11 protein-coding genes, 1 tRNA gene and 1 pseudogene are annotated in these 18,978 nt (G+C 41.6%); 5 read left to right on the top strand and 8 right to left on the bottom strand.

Annotated features, from left to right (window positions below):
* Positions 1-33: 33 nt before the first annotated feature.
* The 4 genes from H6G86_RS15695 to H6G86_RS15680 form a co-directional block, all read right to left on the bottom strand.
* A complete protein-coding gene (locus tag H6G86_RS15695; protein ID WP_190935098.1) occupies positions 34-1,467 on the bottom strand; it encodes a vWA domain-containing protein in 1,434 nt (477 codons plus the stop codon).
* 299 nt (positions 1,468-1,766) lie between these two features.
* A tRNA-OTHER gene (locus tag H6G86_RS15690) sits at positions 1,767-1,832 on the bottom strand.
* A 32-nt stretch (positions 1,833-1,864) separates the two neighbouring features.
* Positions 1,865-2,608, bottom strand: coding sequence for a hypothetical protein (locus tag H6G86_RS15685; RefSeq protein WP_190935097.1), 744 nt, complete (start codon positions 2,606-2,608; stop codon positions 1,865-1,867).
* A gap of 527 nt (positions 2,609-3,135) precedes the next feature.
* The gene (locus tag H6G86_RS15680) at positions 3,136-3,336 is read right to left on the bottom strand and encodes a hypothetical protein (protein WP_190935096.1); all 201 of its coding nucleotides are present in this window, start codon (positions 3,334-3,336) and stop codon (positions 3,136-3,138) included.
* A 223-nt stretch (positions 3,337-3,559) separates the two neighbouring features.
* Between H6G86_RS15680 and H6G86_RS15675 the strand changes: the two genes are divergently transcribed.
* Positions 3,560-3,787: a hypothetical protein gene (locus H6G86_RS15675; RefSeq protein WP_190935095.1), complete on the top strand. Its 228-nt coding sequence runs from the start codon at positions 3,560-3,562 to the stop codon at positions 3,785-3,787.
* Between the two features lie 204 nt (positions 3,788-3,991).
* Here the strand turns inward: H6G86_RS15675 and H6G86_RS15670 are convergent, their stop codons facing one another.
* From H6G86_RS15670 to H6G86_RS15660, 3 genes are all read right to left on the bottom strand, one after another.
* Positions 3,992-5,488, bottom strand: coding sequence for an aldehyde dehydrogenase family protein (locus H6G86_RS15670; RefSeq protein WP_190935094.1), 1,497 nt, complete (start codon positions 5,486-5,488; stop codon positions 3,992-3,994).
* 491 nt (positions 5,489-5,979) lie between these two features.
* Positions 5,980-6,702 (bottom strand): cyclase family protein, encoded by a 723-nt coding sequence (locus tag H6G86_RS15665; RefSeq protein ID WP_190935093.1) that lies wholly within the window; start codon positions 6,700-6,702, stop codon positions 5,980-5,982.
* A gap of 271 nt (positions 6,703-6,973) precedes the next feature.
* Positions 6,974-9,736 carry a PAS domain S-box protein gene (locus H6G86_RS15660; protein ID WP_190935151.1) on the bottom strand — a complete coding sequence of 921 codons (2,763 nt, stop codon included), beginning with the start codon at positions 9,734-9,736 and terminating at the stop codon, positions 6,974-6,976.
* A 908-nt stretch (positions 9,737-10,644) separates the two neighbouring features.
* Between H6G86_RS15660 and H6G86_RS15655 the strand changes: the two genes are divergently transcribed.
* The 4 genes and pseudogenes from H6G86_RS15655 (at position 10,645) to H6G86_RS15640 (ending at position 18,481) form a co-directional block, all read left to right on the top strand.
* On the top strand, positions 10,645-13,185 hold the full coding sequence (locus H6G86_RS15655; RefSeq protein WP_190935092.1) for a GTPase family protein: 2,541 nt from the start codon (positions 10,645-10,647) through the stop codon (positions 13,183-13,185).
* A gap of 53 nt (positions 13,186-13,238) precedes the next feature.
* Positions 13,239-14,059 (top strand): annotated as a pseudogene (locus H6G86_RS15650) (Rpn family recombination-promoting nuclease/putative transposase).
* Positions 14,060-14,274: 215 nt separating this feature from the next.
* Complete coding sequence (locus H6G86_RS15645) at positions 14,275-17,250, top strand: acetate and sugar kinases/Hsc70/actin family protein (protein ID WP_242064833.1); 2,976 nt, start codon at positions 14,275-14,277, stop codon at positions 17,248-17,250.
* A gap of 139 nt (positions 17,251-17,389) precedes the next feature.
* Positions 17,390-18,481, top strand: coding sequence for a hypothetical protein (locus tag H6G86_RS15640; protein WP_190935091.1), 1,092 nt, complete (start codon positions 17,390-17,392; stop codon positions 18,479-18,481).
* A gap of 88 nt (positions 18,482-18,569) precedes the next feature.
* Here H6G86_RS15640 and H6G86_RS15635 read toward each other — a convergent pair whose 3' ends face one another.
* Positions 18,570-18,749, bottom strand: a complete 180-nt coding sequence (locus H6G86_RS15635) for a CAB/ELIP/HLIP family chlorophyll-binding protein (RefSeq protein WP_114083171.1) — start codon at positions 18,747-18,749, stop codon at positions 18,570-18,572.
* Positions 18,750-18,978 lie beyond the last annotated feature (229 nt).

The following is an 18,978-nucleotide window of genomic DNA, read 5'->3' as shown; positions in this document are numbered from 1 at the left end:
CATAGTTAAATGATAGGCAAGCTACTTATAATCTCATTTATCCGATCGCACAGGCAACGGTATATCTAGTATCTCCATCAGCAAATCCAGACGAGAGGGGCGCGTCAGGAGTGGGACGATGTTCGGCAAACTGTAGTAGTCACCTGCGAAAGTGAACGTATCTACAGGTGCTTGTTGCTGCTTCAGTTGACTCTCCACCCAGTTGTAATGAGTACCCACACGGACAATCACCACATTGGGCATTATCGCCAACTCCCGGCAGTAGTTCTTGTAGACTTCACCGAAGTAAGGAGCAGCATTTTCGCCCTCATCCGTCACTAAGATAATCTGGTCAACCACCTGCTTCTTCTTCCGCATTGCTTCCAATGCACAGCCGATGCTAGTACCACCGCCTGCATTGATGTGCTGGAAGGCACGCTCCCAGTCGGTCAACTCCTTGCCTTTTGCTGTAACAGCGTAAGGAATGGTGTCGAAGGCGTAGACAAATAGTTCTGCCTTAGTGATACCAGAGATTAGGGCAGCAAGTTGCTTACCGATCGCGATCGCATTTTCCATTGAACCAGACTTGTCCACCAATAAAGCAGTTGGACGAGCGATCGCACCACGCCGCTTTACCTGTTCGTTTGTCACCTTTTCCAGTTGAGCAACGGTGTCTGCGTCAAAATCTCCTGCGTCTGCGGCAATCTGTGCTTTGAATGCTGAGACACGCCCACTCTTAGACGCTGCTTCCAGCTTGGAATCAATCAGCTTCTTAACTTGTGGATGATCCATTGCACCTCTAGTCTGGAGAGACTTGAGGTTGTTGATCGCCTCTTGAGGAGTCATGCTATTGATCAACGCCACCAATACAACTGGTGTAAGTTGCTTGATTGCACCAATTGCGATCGTATATGGAATTTTGAACTCCACAATCAGCCGTGCCTGTTCTACAGCATTTTCTGCCTTAGCCAGCTGCTTCAGTACATTTGCTAAGGAACCCTCTGGAGGACTATCACCAAACAGAATCGCATTTGCGCGTTCATTTGGCTTGATGTGCAGTGAAGCATATAAGTGCTTCATTGCTTTACGACCTCTGAGCGCAGCACGATCGAATAGAGCCGGATTGCTTTCTCGTGTCTTCAAGTAACGCCGTACCGCAGTGCGAGCGGAACGAGGCAGTTTATTCTGCTGCTGCTTCATGAAGTCCACCACACGAGCCACTTGATAGGGTGGAAACTCTTGCAGCATCATAAATCCAGCATCTCGGTGTTCAATTAAATTGCTGGTTAGTAAATAAGCTAGGAATACTTCTTTATGGTCGCGGACATCACCATGACGCTGATACCAGACTGCTAAATGTCCGTAGAAGATGGGATCGAGTTCAACAATTAACTGATGAATTTCTGCGACTTGCTCAAGCTTGCGGTGAGGAGTTGTGAGCAAACTGTTGAGCATTTCCAAACGCAGGTTACGTTCTGCGGTTTTCATTATGAACCTCCTCTAGTTGTGATGGATGAGGAGGCAGATGTTGCACGCGCGGCAACAACTGCCGATAAATTTGAATTTCTATGTAGTAGTCCTGATTAGTATGTGAAATTCTCTGTCTTTTTTCTTCACCTTCGTGTCCTTTGCGTCCTTTGCAGTTCGTTTAAAAAAAGTAATTTTCGCAACTTAAATATAGTTTTTTAAACGAACCAGGAAGACACGAAGAAAAGACCGAAAGAGAAATTTTCATAAATCATTAATGAAATAAGATCACCTCGTGCAAGTCGAAAAAGCTGTTGATTCACACACGGGATTTGAACCCATAGTTGCTTGATTTCTCAAGTGCCTTACCATTCGGCTAGTATGTAAGCTTATCCAGTTAGGGCACGAAGTGAAAATTTTAAGTTTTAGAAAGTTGATTTAAAATAAATCGAATTTCTTTCTTATTACACTGCTGTTTCTTAACAGCGTAAATCATTCGACCTGTATATGCCACAGAACGATGAATTATACCTTTGACAGCATCCGTCACATAATGAGTGGGTGGCGATGGCAAATCTTCAAAGGTAATTAAATACCAAATCTCGTTTAGCTTCTGGTATTGATGATAATTATCAATGATGACAATATCAGTTTGTTCCTGCTTTTGCTTCTGCTTTCGAGGTATTTTCTCGGCTGCACAAAGAATTCCGGTTTCAGGATGGATATAGAAGCGATCGCGATAGCTTGTATTTAGCTGATTTCGATACCCTTGATAAGGCTTGCGATAAAAACCACCATCAATTATTTCCACATGCCGTTCAACGTAGTCCCACACATGATCGATAACATGCTGTCCTGCCATTGTGCTGGGATCTAATCGTTGACACAGTTGGCTGTAAACGTCATTCCAAGGCTGTCCGACTTGCGATGCCTGCGGCGGGCTACGCCTACGCAAAAACCGACGCAGAGGACCGAGATGGTCTGAAAGATACTTAGATTTATTTATTGGTTTAATCAGGTAGGGATTCAACAATCCATCCTGACTTGCATCCTGGGTGATTTTGTATAATTGCTTCTTAAAGCCAGTCACCTTTTTGAGGCTAATTCTTCTCCCACCGCGAGGACGCTCAATCACAATCTCGCTCAAACGATGTTCGCTCATATCTCACGTTGTTTAAATGCAGTTGTACTAATTGAGTTGTTATTAAACATGAGTTAGCTAACATCATTGAACTCACCTCTGTATTGAGTAAAGGTTATAGATAAATCAATACCTTTGCCAAAATAAGAGCCTAGAAAAATTTTGGCAAAACTGGCAAAATTACCCATACATAAGCGTTTCCCTTAAAAGGGAGTTTGTCATCTCAAACCCTTATACTGCGGTCAATACGTTAAAAAAAACCTTGTGGGAAACCTTAAAGGAATTTTTAGAACTTATTGTTTTTGTCAAACCTCAGAGGACAGCGAGTTAATAGTGAAAGCGTCATCAACCCACCCTCGTAAATTGGCGAAGGTATTGATAAATACGATTTAAATAATTGAAATTCCGCACAAGTTAGCAAAGCAGTTTTCACAGTTGCCTATACCAGTTTGGCTACGCTCCCATCAAAGGGAGCGACAGGAATCGAACCTGCATTCCGTTGCCGGATGGTGTGTGTAGACTTCACAAGTTAGGGCGCGGAATAAAATTTAACCATAGACAGCTTCAGGGCGAACGATCAAATCACCACTAGGACGACGATCGATTACGTAAGCAGAAAGGCGATCGCTATTCACATCTAAATGCCGAGCAATCCGCTCCTTCACTGCCACATCATTCATCCCTGCTGCAATTCCCAATTGGGTTTTTGGGACATCAACAGAACGTCCTTCAAATCGAATATGAACCATTCCAATCACCTCCTGTTTGAATTACGAATTACGAATTACGAATTCGTATTAGTGGATCTGATCGGGATTGAACCGATACCCTCCCTGTGAGAGTTACACTCACACCTCATGCAAGTTGAAAAAGCTGTGGTAACACCGCAGGAATTGAACCTGCAACTTATCGTTTTAGAGACGATCGCTCTACCATTGAGCAAGTATGTAAGCTTTTTCTGTTAGGGCACAAGTGACATCCGGGATCTCTACCGTTAGAGCTACAGACCCAAGTTTGGATGATTGCGATGCTCTAAGTGAGGTTATTGCAACCTTCAATAGAAGTCAAAGCAAATGGAGCCGTCGGGAATTGAACCCGAATCCTGCAACCGTCCGTTTGTTGGCTTCGGAGCAGTCGAACCCCAATCGCGGCCCCAAACAGTGGCATCTATGCAATTGTCTAGCTTCTGATAGGTTTTAGTTTTGCCTTTGAGGAGGCTTTTCTTTTCATACTACAAATGTAATACAGACTCTACATAATGTCAAGGGGATACTACAAATTTTGCAATCCAATGCGTGCTATTTAGATTCTCTCTTCTAAAAGCCTTACTCCCCTTCCCTACAAGGGAAGGGGCTGGGGGTTAGGTCTTTTTTCTACTCAACTGAAAATCGCTGTATTACTAAATTAACTGCGGTTATCTATCTGAGCGCGTTGCAAACTTCCAGAAAAGTCAACATAAACACTTTTCCATTCTGTGAAAACATCCATTGCAGTAGTTCCAGCTTCGCGGTGTCCGTTACCGGTTTGTTTCACACCCCCAAAGGGCAAATGTACCTCTGCGCCGATAGTAGGGCCGTTAATATAGGTGATACCTGCCTCGATGTCGCGCATAGCAGTAAAAGCCCGGTTGATGTCGCGGGTGTAAACTGAAGAAGAAAGACCGTAATTGCTATCGTTGAGAATTGCGATCGCTTCCTCAAAGGAACTAACCTCAATTAATGCCACTACTGGCCCAAATATTTCTTCACGGGCGACTCGCATATCGGGAGTTACATCATCCAAAATAGTTGGTTGAAAGAAGTAACCGTTTTTCAATGAGCCTTCATTGGCAATTTCTCCACCAATTAAAACCTTTGCTCCTTCCTCACGGGCGATATCCAAATACTTGCTTACCTGTTGGAGTTGCTTTTCATTGATAATCGGGCCAATATCTGTATTAGAGTCAGTGCCAGCACCCAAGCGTAACTTACTAGTACGCTCGAAAAGCATGGCGGTAAATTTTTCTTTGATATCACGATGCAAAATCAGGCGACTAGTAGCCGTACATCGTTGACCGGTTGTCCCAAATGCTCCCCACACTGCTCCATCGAGAGCAAGTTCTAAATCGGCATCTTCCATCACTATTTGGGCATTTTTACCACCCATTTCCAGACAGACACGTTTGTGAGTGCGTCCGCAAGTAGCGCCAACAAAAGCACCCGTTTCTGAAGAACCAGTAAACGATACCAAATCTACATTGGGATGCTCAACTAAAGCTTTCCCCGCTTCTTCTCCTACACCATGCACCAAGTTAATTACTCCTGGTGGTAAACCTGCTTGTTGGAAAATTTCAATCAATTTAGTTGCACAGGCTGAGGTATCTTCGGCAGGTTTGAGAATAACTGTGTTGCCACACACCAAAGCTGGCATAGCTTTCCAGCAAGGAATTGCTACAGGAAAATTCCAGGGAGTAATTAAGGCACAAACTCCGATAGGCATTCGCACAGTCATAGCGAATTTATTAGACATTTCCGACGGTGTAGTTTGCCCAAATAGTCGCCTTCCTTCGCCAGCACTGTAAAAGGCACAGTCAATACCTTCTTGCACATCGCCCCTAGCTTCTGTCAGAGGTTTACCCATTTCCCGACTGATTAACTGGGCAAGTTCTTCTTTATGCTGGAGTAATATTTCCCCGACGCGAAAGATGTATTCTGCCCTCGCTGGGGCCGGGACTGTGCGCCAACTGCGGTAGGCTTTACGGGCGGCGGCTACTGCTGTATCTACATCATTAACTTGCGATCGGGGGAATGTGGCAACGATTTCGGTTTTGTCCGCAGGGTTGCGACTTTCTAAAGTTCCTTCCCCTACAGCATTTAACCATTGACCATCGATGTAATTGCGGCAAGATAGCGGAGTTGTCATCTTAAAAATCCCCGGCTGATGATCTAGTGAAACTTGTGTACTAAGTACAGCATTTCATTAATTCTTAGCGAATTAAATGTGGCAAAACTCTGCGTACCTATGCGTTTATCTTATTTTTCACAGTATCTGGAAAACCTCTCTTCTAAAAGGCTACGATGTACACACAAGTCTGAAATAGCTCATTAACCAAGGTTTTACCCCACCCTAACCCTCCCCTTATAAAAGGGAGGGAACTAGATTTCTTTTTTCCCCCCTTTATAAGGGGGGATTAAGGGGGGTAATTTGACTTGTGTGTACACCGTAGCTCCTAAAAGGAGAGAGACTTTGAATTTTTCCCCTTTCCGCGTCGGGAAGAGAGTTAGGTTTTCGTCGGCTTTCCTCTGCGTTAAAAAACGCTAAGATTTGACACAAAGCTGTACTAAGTTTGCTTGCTTTCTAGGTTATCCTCAAGTTTAAAAAATTGGTGTGAGAAGCAAATATCGATATAAAAATTAAGGCACTAACGCCAAGATACCCACAGGAGAACCAGAACCACCACGCAACCGCAGAATCCCGATCGCTAGAGTAGTACCTTTGGGTGGTAACTGATCCAAATTGGTGAGATTTTCCAAAACAATACGCGGTTTTTCCAATACCAAGCGATTAGTAGCAAAAGTGTTATCCTGTCCTGGGTCTACACCATGAGTATCAATTCCTACCCCAGCAATTTGCCGTTCCTTCAGTAAGAATTGAGTTGCATCGCTACCAAACCCTGGAAAATGAGCAATACCTTGAGCATCATGATTTAGAAATGCACTTTTATCAAACCACTTTTTTTGCCAACCAGTATTCAGTATAACTACGCAGCCTTGAGAAATTTCGCCGTATTCTTCTTCCCAAGCCACAATATCAGCAATAGTCAGGGCATAATCAGAATTCACGGCTGTGGCTTGACGAATATCTATGACCACCGCAGGTACAACCAGAGATTGGGCGGGGTATTGGTCAATTCCCATACTATCGCTATGAAAGCTGTTAGGAGCGTTGATATGGGTAGCACTATGTTCCCCCAAGGCTAAACGTCGGAGGTAATAGCCATCATTATTTAGTTCAGCCACAGTTTCAAATTCTACTGTCGGATCTCCAGGCCACTGGGGAATATCTATGTCAATCACGTGACTTAGATGAATAACGCGTGTGTAGGTGATACTATTTTGACCTTGGGGTTGTATCATCCCAGCCTTCTACTTTACTTGTATTCAGGGATTTTTTTAAAGGTGCTATCGCCTGTGTTGGGCTATGCCGACGCAAAGATAGTACTACCATTACAGAGTAATTAAAGTGTAATATTTCTAGTCTTAACCCCCCATAATAGTACAAATAATCCCCCCAATTCCTGTAAATTTTAGGTTTTTTGGGGGGTCAAATGTTGCAGCAAAAAGTGAATTAATCTTAGTTAACAACCAATAGGTTAACTTTTTGGTTAAGAAAAGATTAAAGTTATATTTATGTTGAAGGTTGCTCATGTCGTGGAATCATGATGACAAACTCCGCACCTTCTCCTGGTGCTGAAATACACTGGATTTGTCCGCCGTGTTTTTGGACAATAATTTGGTAGCTAATTGATAATCCCATACCCGTGCCTTTACCCACGGGTTTTGTAGTAAAGAAAGGATCAAATAAGCGTTTGCGTACTTCTTCAGTCATGCCTGGGCCATTGTCAGCAAAGCTAATGATTACACGGTCTTCTTTGATAAGAGTACGAATGCGAATCTGAGGAGAAGTCATTTGTCCTTGGTCGTTTGTCCTTTGTTTAGAGTTATTTACTAATGACAAATGACTAGTGACAAATGACTCTTCTAAAACATCGATCGCATTTGCCAGCAAATTCATAAATACCTGATTCATCTGTCCAGCGTGACAGACTACTGGTGGTAGGTTGCCATAGTCTCGGATTACTTGAATTTCGGGATATCCTGGTTTGGCTTTCAGACGATTTTGCAACAGCAGTAAGGTGCTATCAATACCTTCATGAAGATTTACTGCTTTCGTGCCGTCTTCATCAAGGCGAGAAAAATTGCGTAAAGATAGGACTATCTGCCGAATGCGTTCGGCTCCCATGTTCATGGAATCCAGAATTTTCGGCAAATCTTGCTTGAGAAAGTCTAAATCTATGTTGTAGATTTGTTCGTGGATTTCTGGTGTTGGTGGGCAGTAACTCTGTTGATAAAGTTCTACCAAGTGCAATAAATCTTTGGTATATTCACTGGCGTGGCTAATATTGCCGTAGATAAAATTGACGGGATTATTGATTTCGTGGGCAATACCTGCAACCAATTGTCCCAAACTGGACATTTTTTCGGTTTGAATGAGTTGCGCTTGAGTGTGTTGAAGTTCTAGTAATGCTGCTTCTAGTTGCTGGGCTTTGTCTTGGGCTGTTTGAGCAGCAATGCGACTTTGGGTGTAGAGTTTAGCTTGGTCAATAGCGATCGCTATTTGCACTGTAACTGCCTGTAGTAATTCTACTTCGTTGTCTAGCCAAGGCCGGAAGCCACCACAAGAACCACAGCTAAATGTGCCTATCTCACCAGATTTGGTGTGTACAGGTAGCGACATAAAGGCAGTGAAACCAAAATCCTGCAAAAATAGCTGTGCAGTGCAATCGCTTACAGTCTCAACATCATTAATACGGATAATTTCTCTATTCAAGGTTTTGCCTGCGATGAGTTCGATTTCTGCACTAGTTGCTTCTTGCTCGTCAAGCAGACAGGGTAAAAAAGAACTTTTCGCTTCGTATACTTTCTCCCAATGGGTAACTTCAGCATCTTGCCGATACCAAAAGAAGGCGCAGCGATCAATCTGGAATAAGTCACGGATCTCCCGCACTGCGGTTTCCACAATATAATTGAGATCCAAGGAAGCTCGAATCTGGTTAGAAAGACGATTGAGTAATGCTTCCCGTTGGGCACATTCTCTCAGTGCAACTTCTGCTTGTTTGCGATCGGTGGTGTCATAGCAAATACCAACGAAGTTTACAATATTACCATTGGCATCTCTAATAGCAGATGAGTTGCTTGTATGCCATCGCCAACTGCCATTTTTGTGTTTTACCCGATATTCAATTGCGTCTTGCTTTTCGGTTGTTGTCGCAATTCTTTGGAAATAATCTGCACAAATAGACACATCGTCAGGATGCACAAAGGGAACAAAAGATTGACCTTCAACCTCTGCAATCTCATGCCCAAGAATTTCAGTCCAGTTTGGAGAAACGTAAGAAAATATCCCCTCAAGGGTCAGGGCAAAAATAACGTTATTGGCATTTTCAATAATGGTGCGAAACTTGGCATCGCTTTCGATTAATGCTGTTTGTACTTTTTCGCTGGTGTCGTGGACAAGAACTATGATTTGCTGGTCTGGTAACGGCAATAACCTAGCTTCAAAATTATTATTCTCTTGTGAGAACGGTAAGGTATATTCAAAACTGACTGAAGATTGAGTTTCGAGTACTTGAGTTATTGCTTGCTGGAAGCGAGCGCAGATAGCAGTCGGTAGGCATTCTCGCAAACTCTTGCCCTGACAATCTTCTGTTAAAATGTACGGGTTATCAATCTTTCCTGGTTTGTAATCCAGAATACTTCCATCAGCATTGATACGAAAGTACAAATCAGGAAGCACTTGCAAAATCGCTGTAAATTCTGATGTTTTTTGGCGTAACTGTGATTCAACTACTTGGCGTTTTGCAGTTTCGGCTTGTAGTTGCTTTTGTGCTTTTTTTAATTCTGCCGCCTGTTTTTGTTCTGTTAATTTACTAAGACGACGAGATGAAGTTGTAGGTGCCGAGCAGTCTTCTCGTAGGGGTAATCGCACTTCTGTTACATCCACACAATAACCGATGTAACCCGCAAAGCTGCCATCTGCTGAAAATCGTGGCGCAGCTGTATCTAAAATCCAGCGATATTTGCCATCAGACCGACGCAGGCGATATTGCCTCTGGAAAGAATTATACGTTGCAAATGCTTTTAAGTATATATTTTTACATCGTTGTCGATCTTCTGGATGGACGCTACCAGCCCAGATATTGCTTATCTCTTCTCGTCGAGCAGATGCAGGCCCGCCTTTTCTTAGATGGGTTCCAGTAAATTCCAGCCAATTTGAATTTAAGTAGTAATAAAGTGCATTGCATCCAGCCATCCAAATCATCAGAGGAGAAGTGTCTGCCTGCTGGCAAAATACTTTTTCATCCTGTTGTATTACTTCCTCTTGAACCATGATTGGGTTAATGTAGCTCTGCACCTTTTTAGAAAACACTTTTGCCTGCCTGCTATGCCTAAATTATTAAGGTAATATGTCTGAAAATAGAATTTGTTAATAAAGGGATATCATCTTGATTGCGGTCTGTTATTTTATCTTAATACTTTATTTATTTTTATATCTTTAACAATTGCTTTTCTCTTGTAAATAAATTAAAAAAATGCTGAAGTTATCATTAAGATTAACTTCATGATTTTTGGTGAAATTTAAAATATTTATCTGTTAGGAAAATTATTTAACTATGTTTATTTTTAAAATTCCCTTAAAATTCATCTAAGCTATGTAATCACATAGCTCAAAACCTTATTTAGCTTCACAAAAACTATATGAGTCGCTATGAGGCGATTACATCTTTATCAGAAATTCATAATAATCCATAATTTCATATCAAATAAATATTGATTTTTTATCAAGAAGAATTCAGCATGAATTAAAGTCCTGGCGACTATAAGTCACGACTATACAGACAAAACCCACCTCCGTGGATTTGAAAGTTTTGATTTTTCATGTTTTCCGTGTAGGTAAACTTTGCTTGTGTAGTAGTGAACTATATTCACCTAATGCTTTTCAGAAATCGTTTTAAAATTACTGGTCTACAACGATTTAATGCCCACATCTATACTAAGCATTTTTCAGGAATTTTGCGTATAAAAGCTTACTTTAAATATCCTGAATTCCTCTTCAATTTTTCCTGAAAAACCCGATTTTTCAAGATTGTCTTGACTGTTCAAAATGCTTCATTCCAAAATCGCAAATTAAATGAGAGAGATGCTAAATGTGATATCAACACGTTATAACAATGGCTAGCGATCCTATTTTATATGTTATAAAGCTCACAGAAATTCATGTTAGGCGGGAACTACTTTATGGAACCAGATAAGCTGGGCCGTTTTAAGGAGTACGGCGAATTCATCCTCCGAAAGATAGATTCTGTGCCCCAGCACCCTTCAAAACAAGAAGATTGGGTTCCAGCTAGTCTTGATGACTGTCTCCTACGTTTACGGTCAGCGGCCCAGAAAACTGTAGACCTGGCAACTTCACCTGTCAAAATTGGGGTGATGGGGGAATTCAGTAGTGGGAAAACTTTACTTTTAGGCAGTCTAATCGGATATGCAGATGCTTTACCAGTCAGTGAAAACCCTACTACAGGTAATGTTACCGCAATACACATCATCCCGCAAGACGACTTTGCAACCACCCAATTAAGTAATTTCACTGTAGAGTATCTTTCTCACGAAGGGGTACATGAGTGTCTACGCTTCATGCTAGGAGAAGCCCATAAACGCACGACAGCAGCAGGACTTCCTCCAATACCAGTATCGAAACTCAACTCTGGCAAAGATATTATTAGCTGGTGTGAAGAGGCTTGGAATAGTAGTAACAATTTGGAGCTACGTTATTTACTCCGAGAATTGGTATTATTCCTGCGGGCTTATCAAGCTTATGGGGAAGTGATGTGTGGTGGGCACTACCAGATTGATGCTACCACCGCCCGCGAAGGGCTACAGCTGGTCGAACAGCCAATGGCAATCCAAAGTCTAAAATTTGAGGATTTACCTCCAGCGCATATCCGATTACCAAGTCAACCCCAGAGGCTACCAACAAAGTTATTGCAGAATAGCTTTCCACTAATCCGTCGCGTAGATATCGATGTGAAAATCTCACGCGAGATTTGGGATTTTACAGGTGCAGCGAAATTTATTCTCATCGACTTTCCAGGATTGGGGGCTGCTAATTCGGGAGCAAGGGATACCTTTTTGTCACTGCGAGAACTAGCAGAAGTACAAACAATTTTGGTATTGCTAAATGGTAAATCTCCTGGAAGCGATCGCGCCAATAAAATTTTCACCATGATGCAGCAGCAGCGACCAGGACAAGACCTAAAAGATTTAATTCTCGTAGGTGTGGGTCGCTTCGATCAACTCCCCCTAGACAGTGAAGGTGGCGAAAGAGAACTTGACCATTTGATTGAAGATAGCCATTTAAAAGAGGAAACCGTTTTCCAAAAACTCAAAGTTCTGCAAACTACCATTGATGGTGCAGAAGCTTTTACAACCCAAAAAGACCGGATAGTTTTACTGTCGCCACTGTTGGGACTAGCTGAATTAGCAAAACGTTCTACTACAGTCAAAGCAGGTTCACCAGATTTTTTGGCTAACTTGGACTATCCCGATTACCTAGATCGGTCTAAACGCCTACAAGATAAATGGGAGCTATTAAGTGAACGGCTGTTAGAGACCGATCCCCGCAGTAATTTAGGTAAACAGCTAGGTTACTTTGGTCAAGATGGGGGACTTAGTAAGCTACGGGAATTGATTCAAACCCACGTAGCGACTCATGGTTTGAAGCAACTATATGAAGATACTCGGAGATCGGCTGATGTTGTGAGCCAGCAACAAGATCACTTGAAGGACATCATAGATGAAATTCACGAGCAAGGCATCCCCACAGGAGACAGTCCCGCCTTTATCGAGTTGCGCTTTGTGGTCGAAAGTCTGGATAAAATCTACAGGAATTTTCAAAAAGATTTAGGGACAGAACCACTTAAAGATCGGCGCGGTGTTGTCGTCAGCGATGTAGTTAAAGACGAACTCACTTTTAGAATCCTCAATTGGAACCAGTGGACTTTACTCTTCAACAAAGCCAACAATGGAGCGATCGCTCTAGCAGAATCTAAAGGTGCAGCCGGGAAATTATTTGATCGAGGAAACCGTGTAAATAGTTCTCTTCCAACTAAAAGCGATGATTTTTATCCAGTATTTGAGAAAACCGTTAAAGAAGTAGAAGATTTTGCCCGCGATCGCATTCATCAAGCAGTGGTAGATTTGTTGAACCAATTGTCAAATTATGTAGCCCCAGAACGCGAACAATTGCAGGTATTTTTCCATCCAGATATGGAACAACAAATTGAAGAAAAATTTGGTTTTGAAGATGCCGATCTCTTTTACAAATTATTACTAGGATGCGATCCTAACGAATGGAAGGAAGCAATCATCTCGGAAATCAGTAGTAAAGATAAAACAGTTGCACCTGAAACCATCTTTCCTCTAGCGCGTCAAGACGAGAAACACAACGTTGGTCAAATCTTTGACTGGGCACCAGAAAAAAGCCAAGGTTTATCTAGATCGAGCAATCACCAACTTTTAGTACTACGGCTGCGAGATGAAATCACTGCTAGCGCTAGTCTCCATCTTGTACAGTATGTTAGCGAAGTTAATCAGCAAATTAATTCAGAAATAGCAGGCATTTTGGATCAAATTATTCCTAGTTTGCAAAACCTTTCAAAAAAAGAAACTTTGCTGAGATATTTGGCGGCTGGGGACTTACCAACTGAGATAGCAATTCCTACTTGGTTGCAGATTATTTCAGAACTTGCTGCTGTTTCTTACTTAGATGATTTGAGATAAGCTAACTCAGAAAGCGACTGATTGCGATCAGCTACGGTTATGAGGATGTATTTGTGAGACGTGATGCAATTTTTTATGCAATTTTCAAGCGTGTCACAGGATTGTTTTTCGAGTTAGTAGAACACACCAGCCGAAGCTAGTAGCTATCGCTTTGAATCAGTTGAAGTTAAAGAACCAACATTTCGGATTGATGGGGTATTTTTACCTCTACCTGATGCAACATCTCAAATGATCTTTTTTGCTGAGGTGCAATTCCAAAAGGATGAGTTACTCTACCATCGGTTTTTCTCAGAATCCATGCTGTATATATATCGTAACCCATCGCTTTACGATGACTGGTACGGGGTAATTATTTTACAGTCTCGCAGCTTGGAACCGGAAAACACTACTATTCATAGATTGTTACTGAACAGTTCCCAAGTACAACGGATTTATTTAGATGAGTTAGGTAGCCCTTGATGAGCAAAAAGTAGGTATCAGTTTGATGCAGTTGACTATTGCCTCAGATACTCAAATAGTGCAAGAAGCGAAACGTTTAATTGAGCGGGTGCAACAAGAGCAGATAAATGTCTTGGCTAAGAAGGAGATAATAGATGTAATCACAACAATTGCAGTTTATAAATTCGCAAACTTAAGTCGTGAAGAGGTAGAAGCAATGTTAGGAGTTAAGTTAGAAGAAACTAGAGTTTATCAAGAAGCGAAACAAGAGGGACTAGAACTAGGACTAGAACTAGGACGAGAACAAGTAAAACTTGAACTTGTACCTCAGTTTTTAGCTCTTGGTATGTCGATGGAAGAGGTTGCCCAATTACTTAATTTAACTATCGAACAAGTAAGACTTGCAACTGAGCAAGAATCTTCAACATCAACTTAGTAAGTGCCGTAATTTTCATAGCAATGCCTGCTTTGGGCTACGCCTACGCCCTTTCATATAAAAGCGTAGCCCACATAGATATCGCGCCAAATAAAAAGCCAGTGCTAAAGAGAATCAGTGGTACAAGACTAAAGATTCTCTAAATTTGTAATTGTATGATACAACATTACAGTTTTTAGCCAGCTAGAAAACATACAACAGAAACTGATACTATAATGAACCCTTTTCAACTCAACAAATATAATGATCGCGAACCAAGCGAGAAACAACAAAAAAGATTTCCCGGATGGTTTGCTTTAGATTTTGGTACATCGAACTCTACAGTTACACTTTTCGATCCAATTGAAGTACCGATCGCAGAAATTCTCCCCAAAGAACAAGAAATGCGGTTGCGCGATCGCTTATCACAATGGCTAAGTTCTCCCGCCTCAGTCGCTTTACCAGATGTCAGCGATGATGATTGGGCAAAGTTCATCACCGAAATTAGCAAAAACCTGGAGATAGATCCAAGAAAGTTGAGTGAAGTATTTGAAAGTGACAATAAAGAGCGATTTTTGGAAGCAATTCGCCAAATTGAGCTTTCTTTAGGAAATAGCGAGAGATTTCGCCGTGCTGTCAGCAAAAAACTTTACCAAATCTATCATGAGGTGTTCCGCGTCCCTACTCTAGAGTCGCAAAATCTGATCCCAGTTGTGCTGGATATCGATCGCCGCGATACGGAAATTCCCAGCGAATTGGAAATTTCGCAGCTAGGGGACTTAAAACTGCGGATGGGTAGGGAAGCTAGAGATAACCGCAAAAAAGCGATCGCTCAAGGTACAAGCGGTTCTTTAAAGGAAATTATCAGCAGATTTCACCATTCGCCCAAGCGCTATTTTGGTCAGGAGCGATCGTTTTCAGTTATTTTGGATGGTGAAGAAAAAATAATTACCGCAAATCAACTGATTCAATCTGCTTGGGCACATTTAATCGAGTTAACTGAAGATTACCGCCAACGCGCCCAACGCAGGTTTTCCGAAGGAACTTTTTTGACAGCAGTTGTCACCTACCCCACCGTCGCCCCACCAGTTGTTCGCAAAGAAGTTAAGGAATTTGTTGAGCAATTGGGGATCGATGATGTCCAAACTGCTTATGATGAAGCCGTTTCTGTGGCAATATTCTTTTTGTGGCGAGAATTTGGCGGTAATCTGAATATTGGCATCGAGTCATTCAAAACTCGTTGCCGTCAAGTAGGAAATAAATGGTCACAAAATGTCCTCGTTTTGGATATCGGCGGCGGAACTACAGACTTAGCTTTAATTGAACTGACTTTAGAAGATAAAACCCCTACTTTTGCTGATTATGAAGATCGAGGTTTAGGAGGACGTTACTATAAACTCACTCCCAAACTATTAGGTTCATCTGGTCATTTACAGTTAGGTGGTGAGCTAATTACGCTGCGAATTTTTAGATTATTAAAAGTTGCGATCGCAGACTTTTTATTGACAGCAGTAACAACAGGTGATATTGAAAGCGAAAAGCTAGAAGATTTAATTAGCTCTGAATTAAACGAACGCTTTTTAGAACAAGGTAAATTCAAAAATGGCAGTCTTTTAAAATGTCTAGATAAAGAAAATCCAGAAGGTGATATCGCTTACAAAGATGCCCTAGATACTGCCGAGAAAGTATTACCCACTCGTTGGCAACAAACACCCCAACGCCTGCAATCCTTTTATATCCTTTGGGATCATGCAGAAGCAGCTAAACTTAAACTTGGGCAAAAAGCACCAGCAGATAATTCTCTATTAACCTTCACACTTACTGAACAACAAATTTCCGAACTACTTACCCAAAGTACAGTTAAATTGCAAGTCAAAGATCCAAATAGCATCTGTGTCACCCTAGATAACCATCAATTTGAACGAGCCGCCGTTGCAGGAATTAAAGAAGCAATTGGTATTGCTAAAGGATTGATGGAAAGTCGCTTGCGTCCCGATGATCTCACCAAAGATTCTTGGAATTCCCAAAAAGTTGATTGGTTAATTTTGTCTGGAAAAACTTGTAATTTAGACATAGTGCAGCGCCAAATCTACCAAGAATTCAGTAAGTCTCCATATTTTGTGTGGAATCCAGAACGAATTACCTTTGTGTTGGAATTTACCAAATTAGCTACCTCTGCCGGTGCTTGCTATGCCGAGAAACTGCGAAGATTGAGATTCGATCCAGAAGAGTCTAAAAGCTTGCTGCGTAAGGGAGCTAACCAACTAGAAATAGATGTTAAAAACCTGTTTTATTATTTGCCTTGCAACTTCAAACGCAAAACCCAAAGTAACGATTTACTAACTATATTTAAAGCTGGACAAGAACTCTATCAACTCGCACCTTGGGAAAGTGTCGCCAAGGTTCGTACTGCATGGCAAGGAATCCAATTAACTAATATTATTTACCGTCAAGACTACGAAGATGGAGATTTACGACTATGGGGTAGCTTCGACGGTAAAAACCTCATGAATAAACTGGGAATGCAAGAAGCCGAGTTTCTGAAAAAAATTAAAGTCCAGTTTGAAATTGACCAAACCCTTGAATTTAATGTGTTGCTTTGTCAGGGTAATCCCCATTATTTAATTGATATCCCTGGCATTGAATTAGAATCGGTTGTTTCAGAAACATCACCGTTATTTGCTGATGGTAAATTAAACTGGAATATCGCCGTTGAACGTTTAAATAAAGACTTAAATGATGGTGATATTGCCGTCAATGTTATTGAGTCAGCAACTGTCGATCAACCAGATGCCTATCATCTTGTCTTTGAAGTAGGAAATGATGGTAGTAAGTTGTTCCAAAAATTTCACTATCTGCGCGATGGTGTGACAGAACCAGGAATTGGGTTAATTAGTAATCCTTTACCTCCCTTCCCACAAACAGGCCAACACACCTTCTATATTTATCAAACAGATTCAGAAACCAACAGCAAAAAATGGATACGAATTGGCGCACTCAGCAAACCAGATGTGACAACAGATTACCCTTGCCAATATCGTGTAACTCTAGACAATCAAGGTATCCTACGGATGCACGCTGGTGAAGTACCTTACTGGACATCAAACAGTCAGGAATGCCTAAAAGAAGAAGGATGTGTTTATATTGCTGAATTAGAATTGCAACCTAATGAAGTTGATAAAGAACGCGACCCATTTTGCGGTATACATTAACATCTTGCATTAAACCTTTGCGTTCCTCTGCGTTGAAAAAATTAAGATTTTTAAACGCAGAGGGGCGCGGAGTAAACGCTAAGGGGCGCAGAGGTTTGCCAAGTTTAATTCGCTACGAAAATATTTGGAGGTGAGATTCATGCAGCACTTGCGTCAATTATTAGAGATAGAAAACTCAGAGTTAGCCCAGTTACTGCGGTTTAGTTTGTATGGACTGGAGGCTACTTTAAATCAGGCTCGCACAGAATTACCATTAGATCCAGGATCTAAAATATGCGATGAGGTGCTGCAAGAACTTCATAACCTGTTGGAACCTGTACCTCCACAGCAAAATACTGGTTGGGAAGATGCGCCAGATGATTTAAAACTAAGTCACCTGCGGGAAGTTTTCGATGCTGACTCAGAACTTAAGTATTATTTGGGTAATTCCCAACTGCAAAGCACAACAGACTCTGATTTGTGGAATGAGATTCAACGCAAGCTGCTGCGAGTACCAGAAGATTTGGCTGCAACTTGGCGATCGCGCACTTTAGATTTAGCTCAAGAAGTTGGTGCGATCGCAGATAATTCTAATCTCTATCAACTTCCCTTTATCCGCGACGAAATTATCTACCCCGGTCTTGGTGGTACTGTTCAAGCTCAAGGATTAACTCTGTATCAACAAGCACTTTCCATCCCTCAGAAGATACAAGGGAATGCATCCGATTTACCAGCAGCATTCCTATTTTTATATATGAATTTTATCGAAATAGACCCAGATTTACATCATGCTTTAAAGAGCGTTTTTAGCTTTGATGTCATTTCCTTACACTCCAAACTAGAACAGCGCGATCAATATATTGATGCTTTAAGCGATCGCTTCCAACGCACTCAAAAAGCTGAGAAAAACACTGATCCCCTGTCAATTCTCCGTGCTTGGATTGACATGGACGAAGCCATACATTCCTTAGTATTTATACCACCGGCTGAACGCTATTCTTGGTGGGGAAAGCTACAACATGAATCACGACGCATTTTGAAGAAAGTCGCTGATGAGGCAATTAATGCAGGTAATGAAGTGCGAATTCGCCAATTGTCGGGACTTTATGCGGATATCTGTGCTTCATCCAAAGATGATTTACAACTAGAATGTGGTGGTATTCCTGGTGAAGTATTAACTTGTCTTCGAGTATATGCGCGAATTAATCAGGAAGAATCCCCAGGCCGTGTAATATTTCGCTCATCACGGTAAGAGAATTTCCCCATAAAGGAAAGGCAGACGATTTTACGAATCGCTGCCTTACCCGATCATCTTAATGAAGCTATAAAAACGTTTAAATCTATAGAATGCCCCAGAAGTGTAAAATTCCTTGACCAGAAAAGACTTCAAGCGCAACAGCAGATAAAAAGCCAATCATTGCAAAACGACCGTTCCAGTTTTCGCTCTGAGGAGTGAAGCCCCAGCGCAAAGCATTGGGATCTTGTGAAACTGAAGGCGTAGTCTTTTTAACGTCTGCCATAAATAATACTCCGAGCTTTTATGTTGTAACAGTTATAACTGCCTGTAAAGTAATGTAACAGGTTTTTACGGAAATGCAACATAAACTCTAGATAAAATTTATAGATAAATATTACGGGCACGTAATATTTATCTTAGATAGTTTGCGATCACTTATGTACAGCAACAAGAGGATATATCAGTGTCACAAAAACCGTTAGAGTGGACAAGGCTTCAGTCTTGCTCACTCT

The organism is Nostoc sp. FACHB-133, assembly GCF_014698055.1.
In the GTDB taxonomy this organism is placed as follows: Bacteria; Cyanobacteriota; Cyanobacteriia; order Cyanobacteriales; family Nostocaceae; genus Nostoc.
Note: the sequence above shows the minus strand (reverse complement) of the source record. Positions and strands in the feature narration are given on the sequence as shown.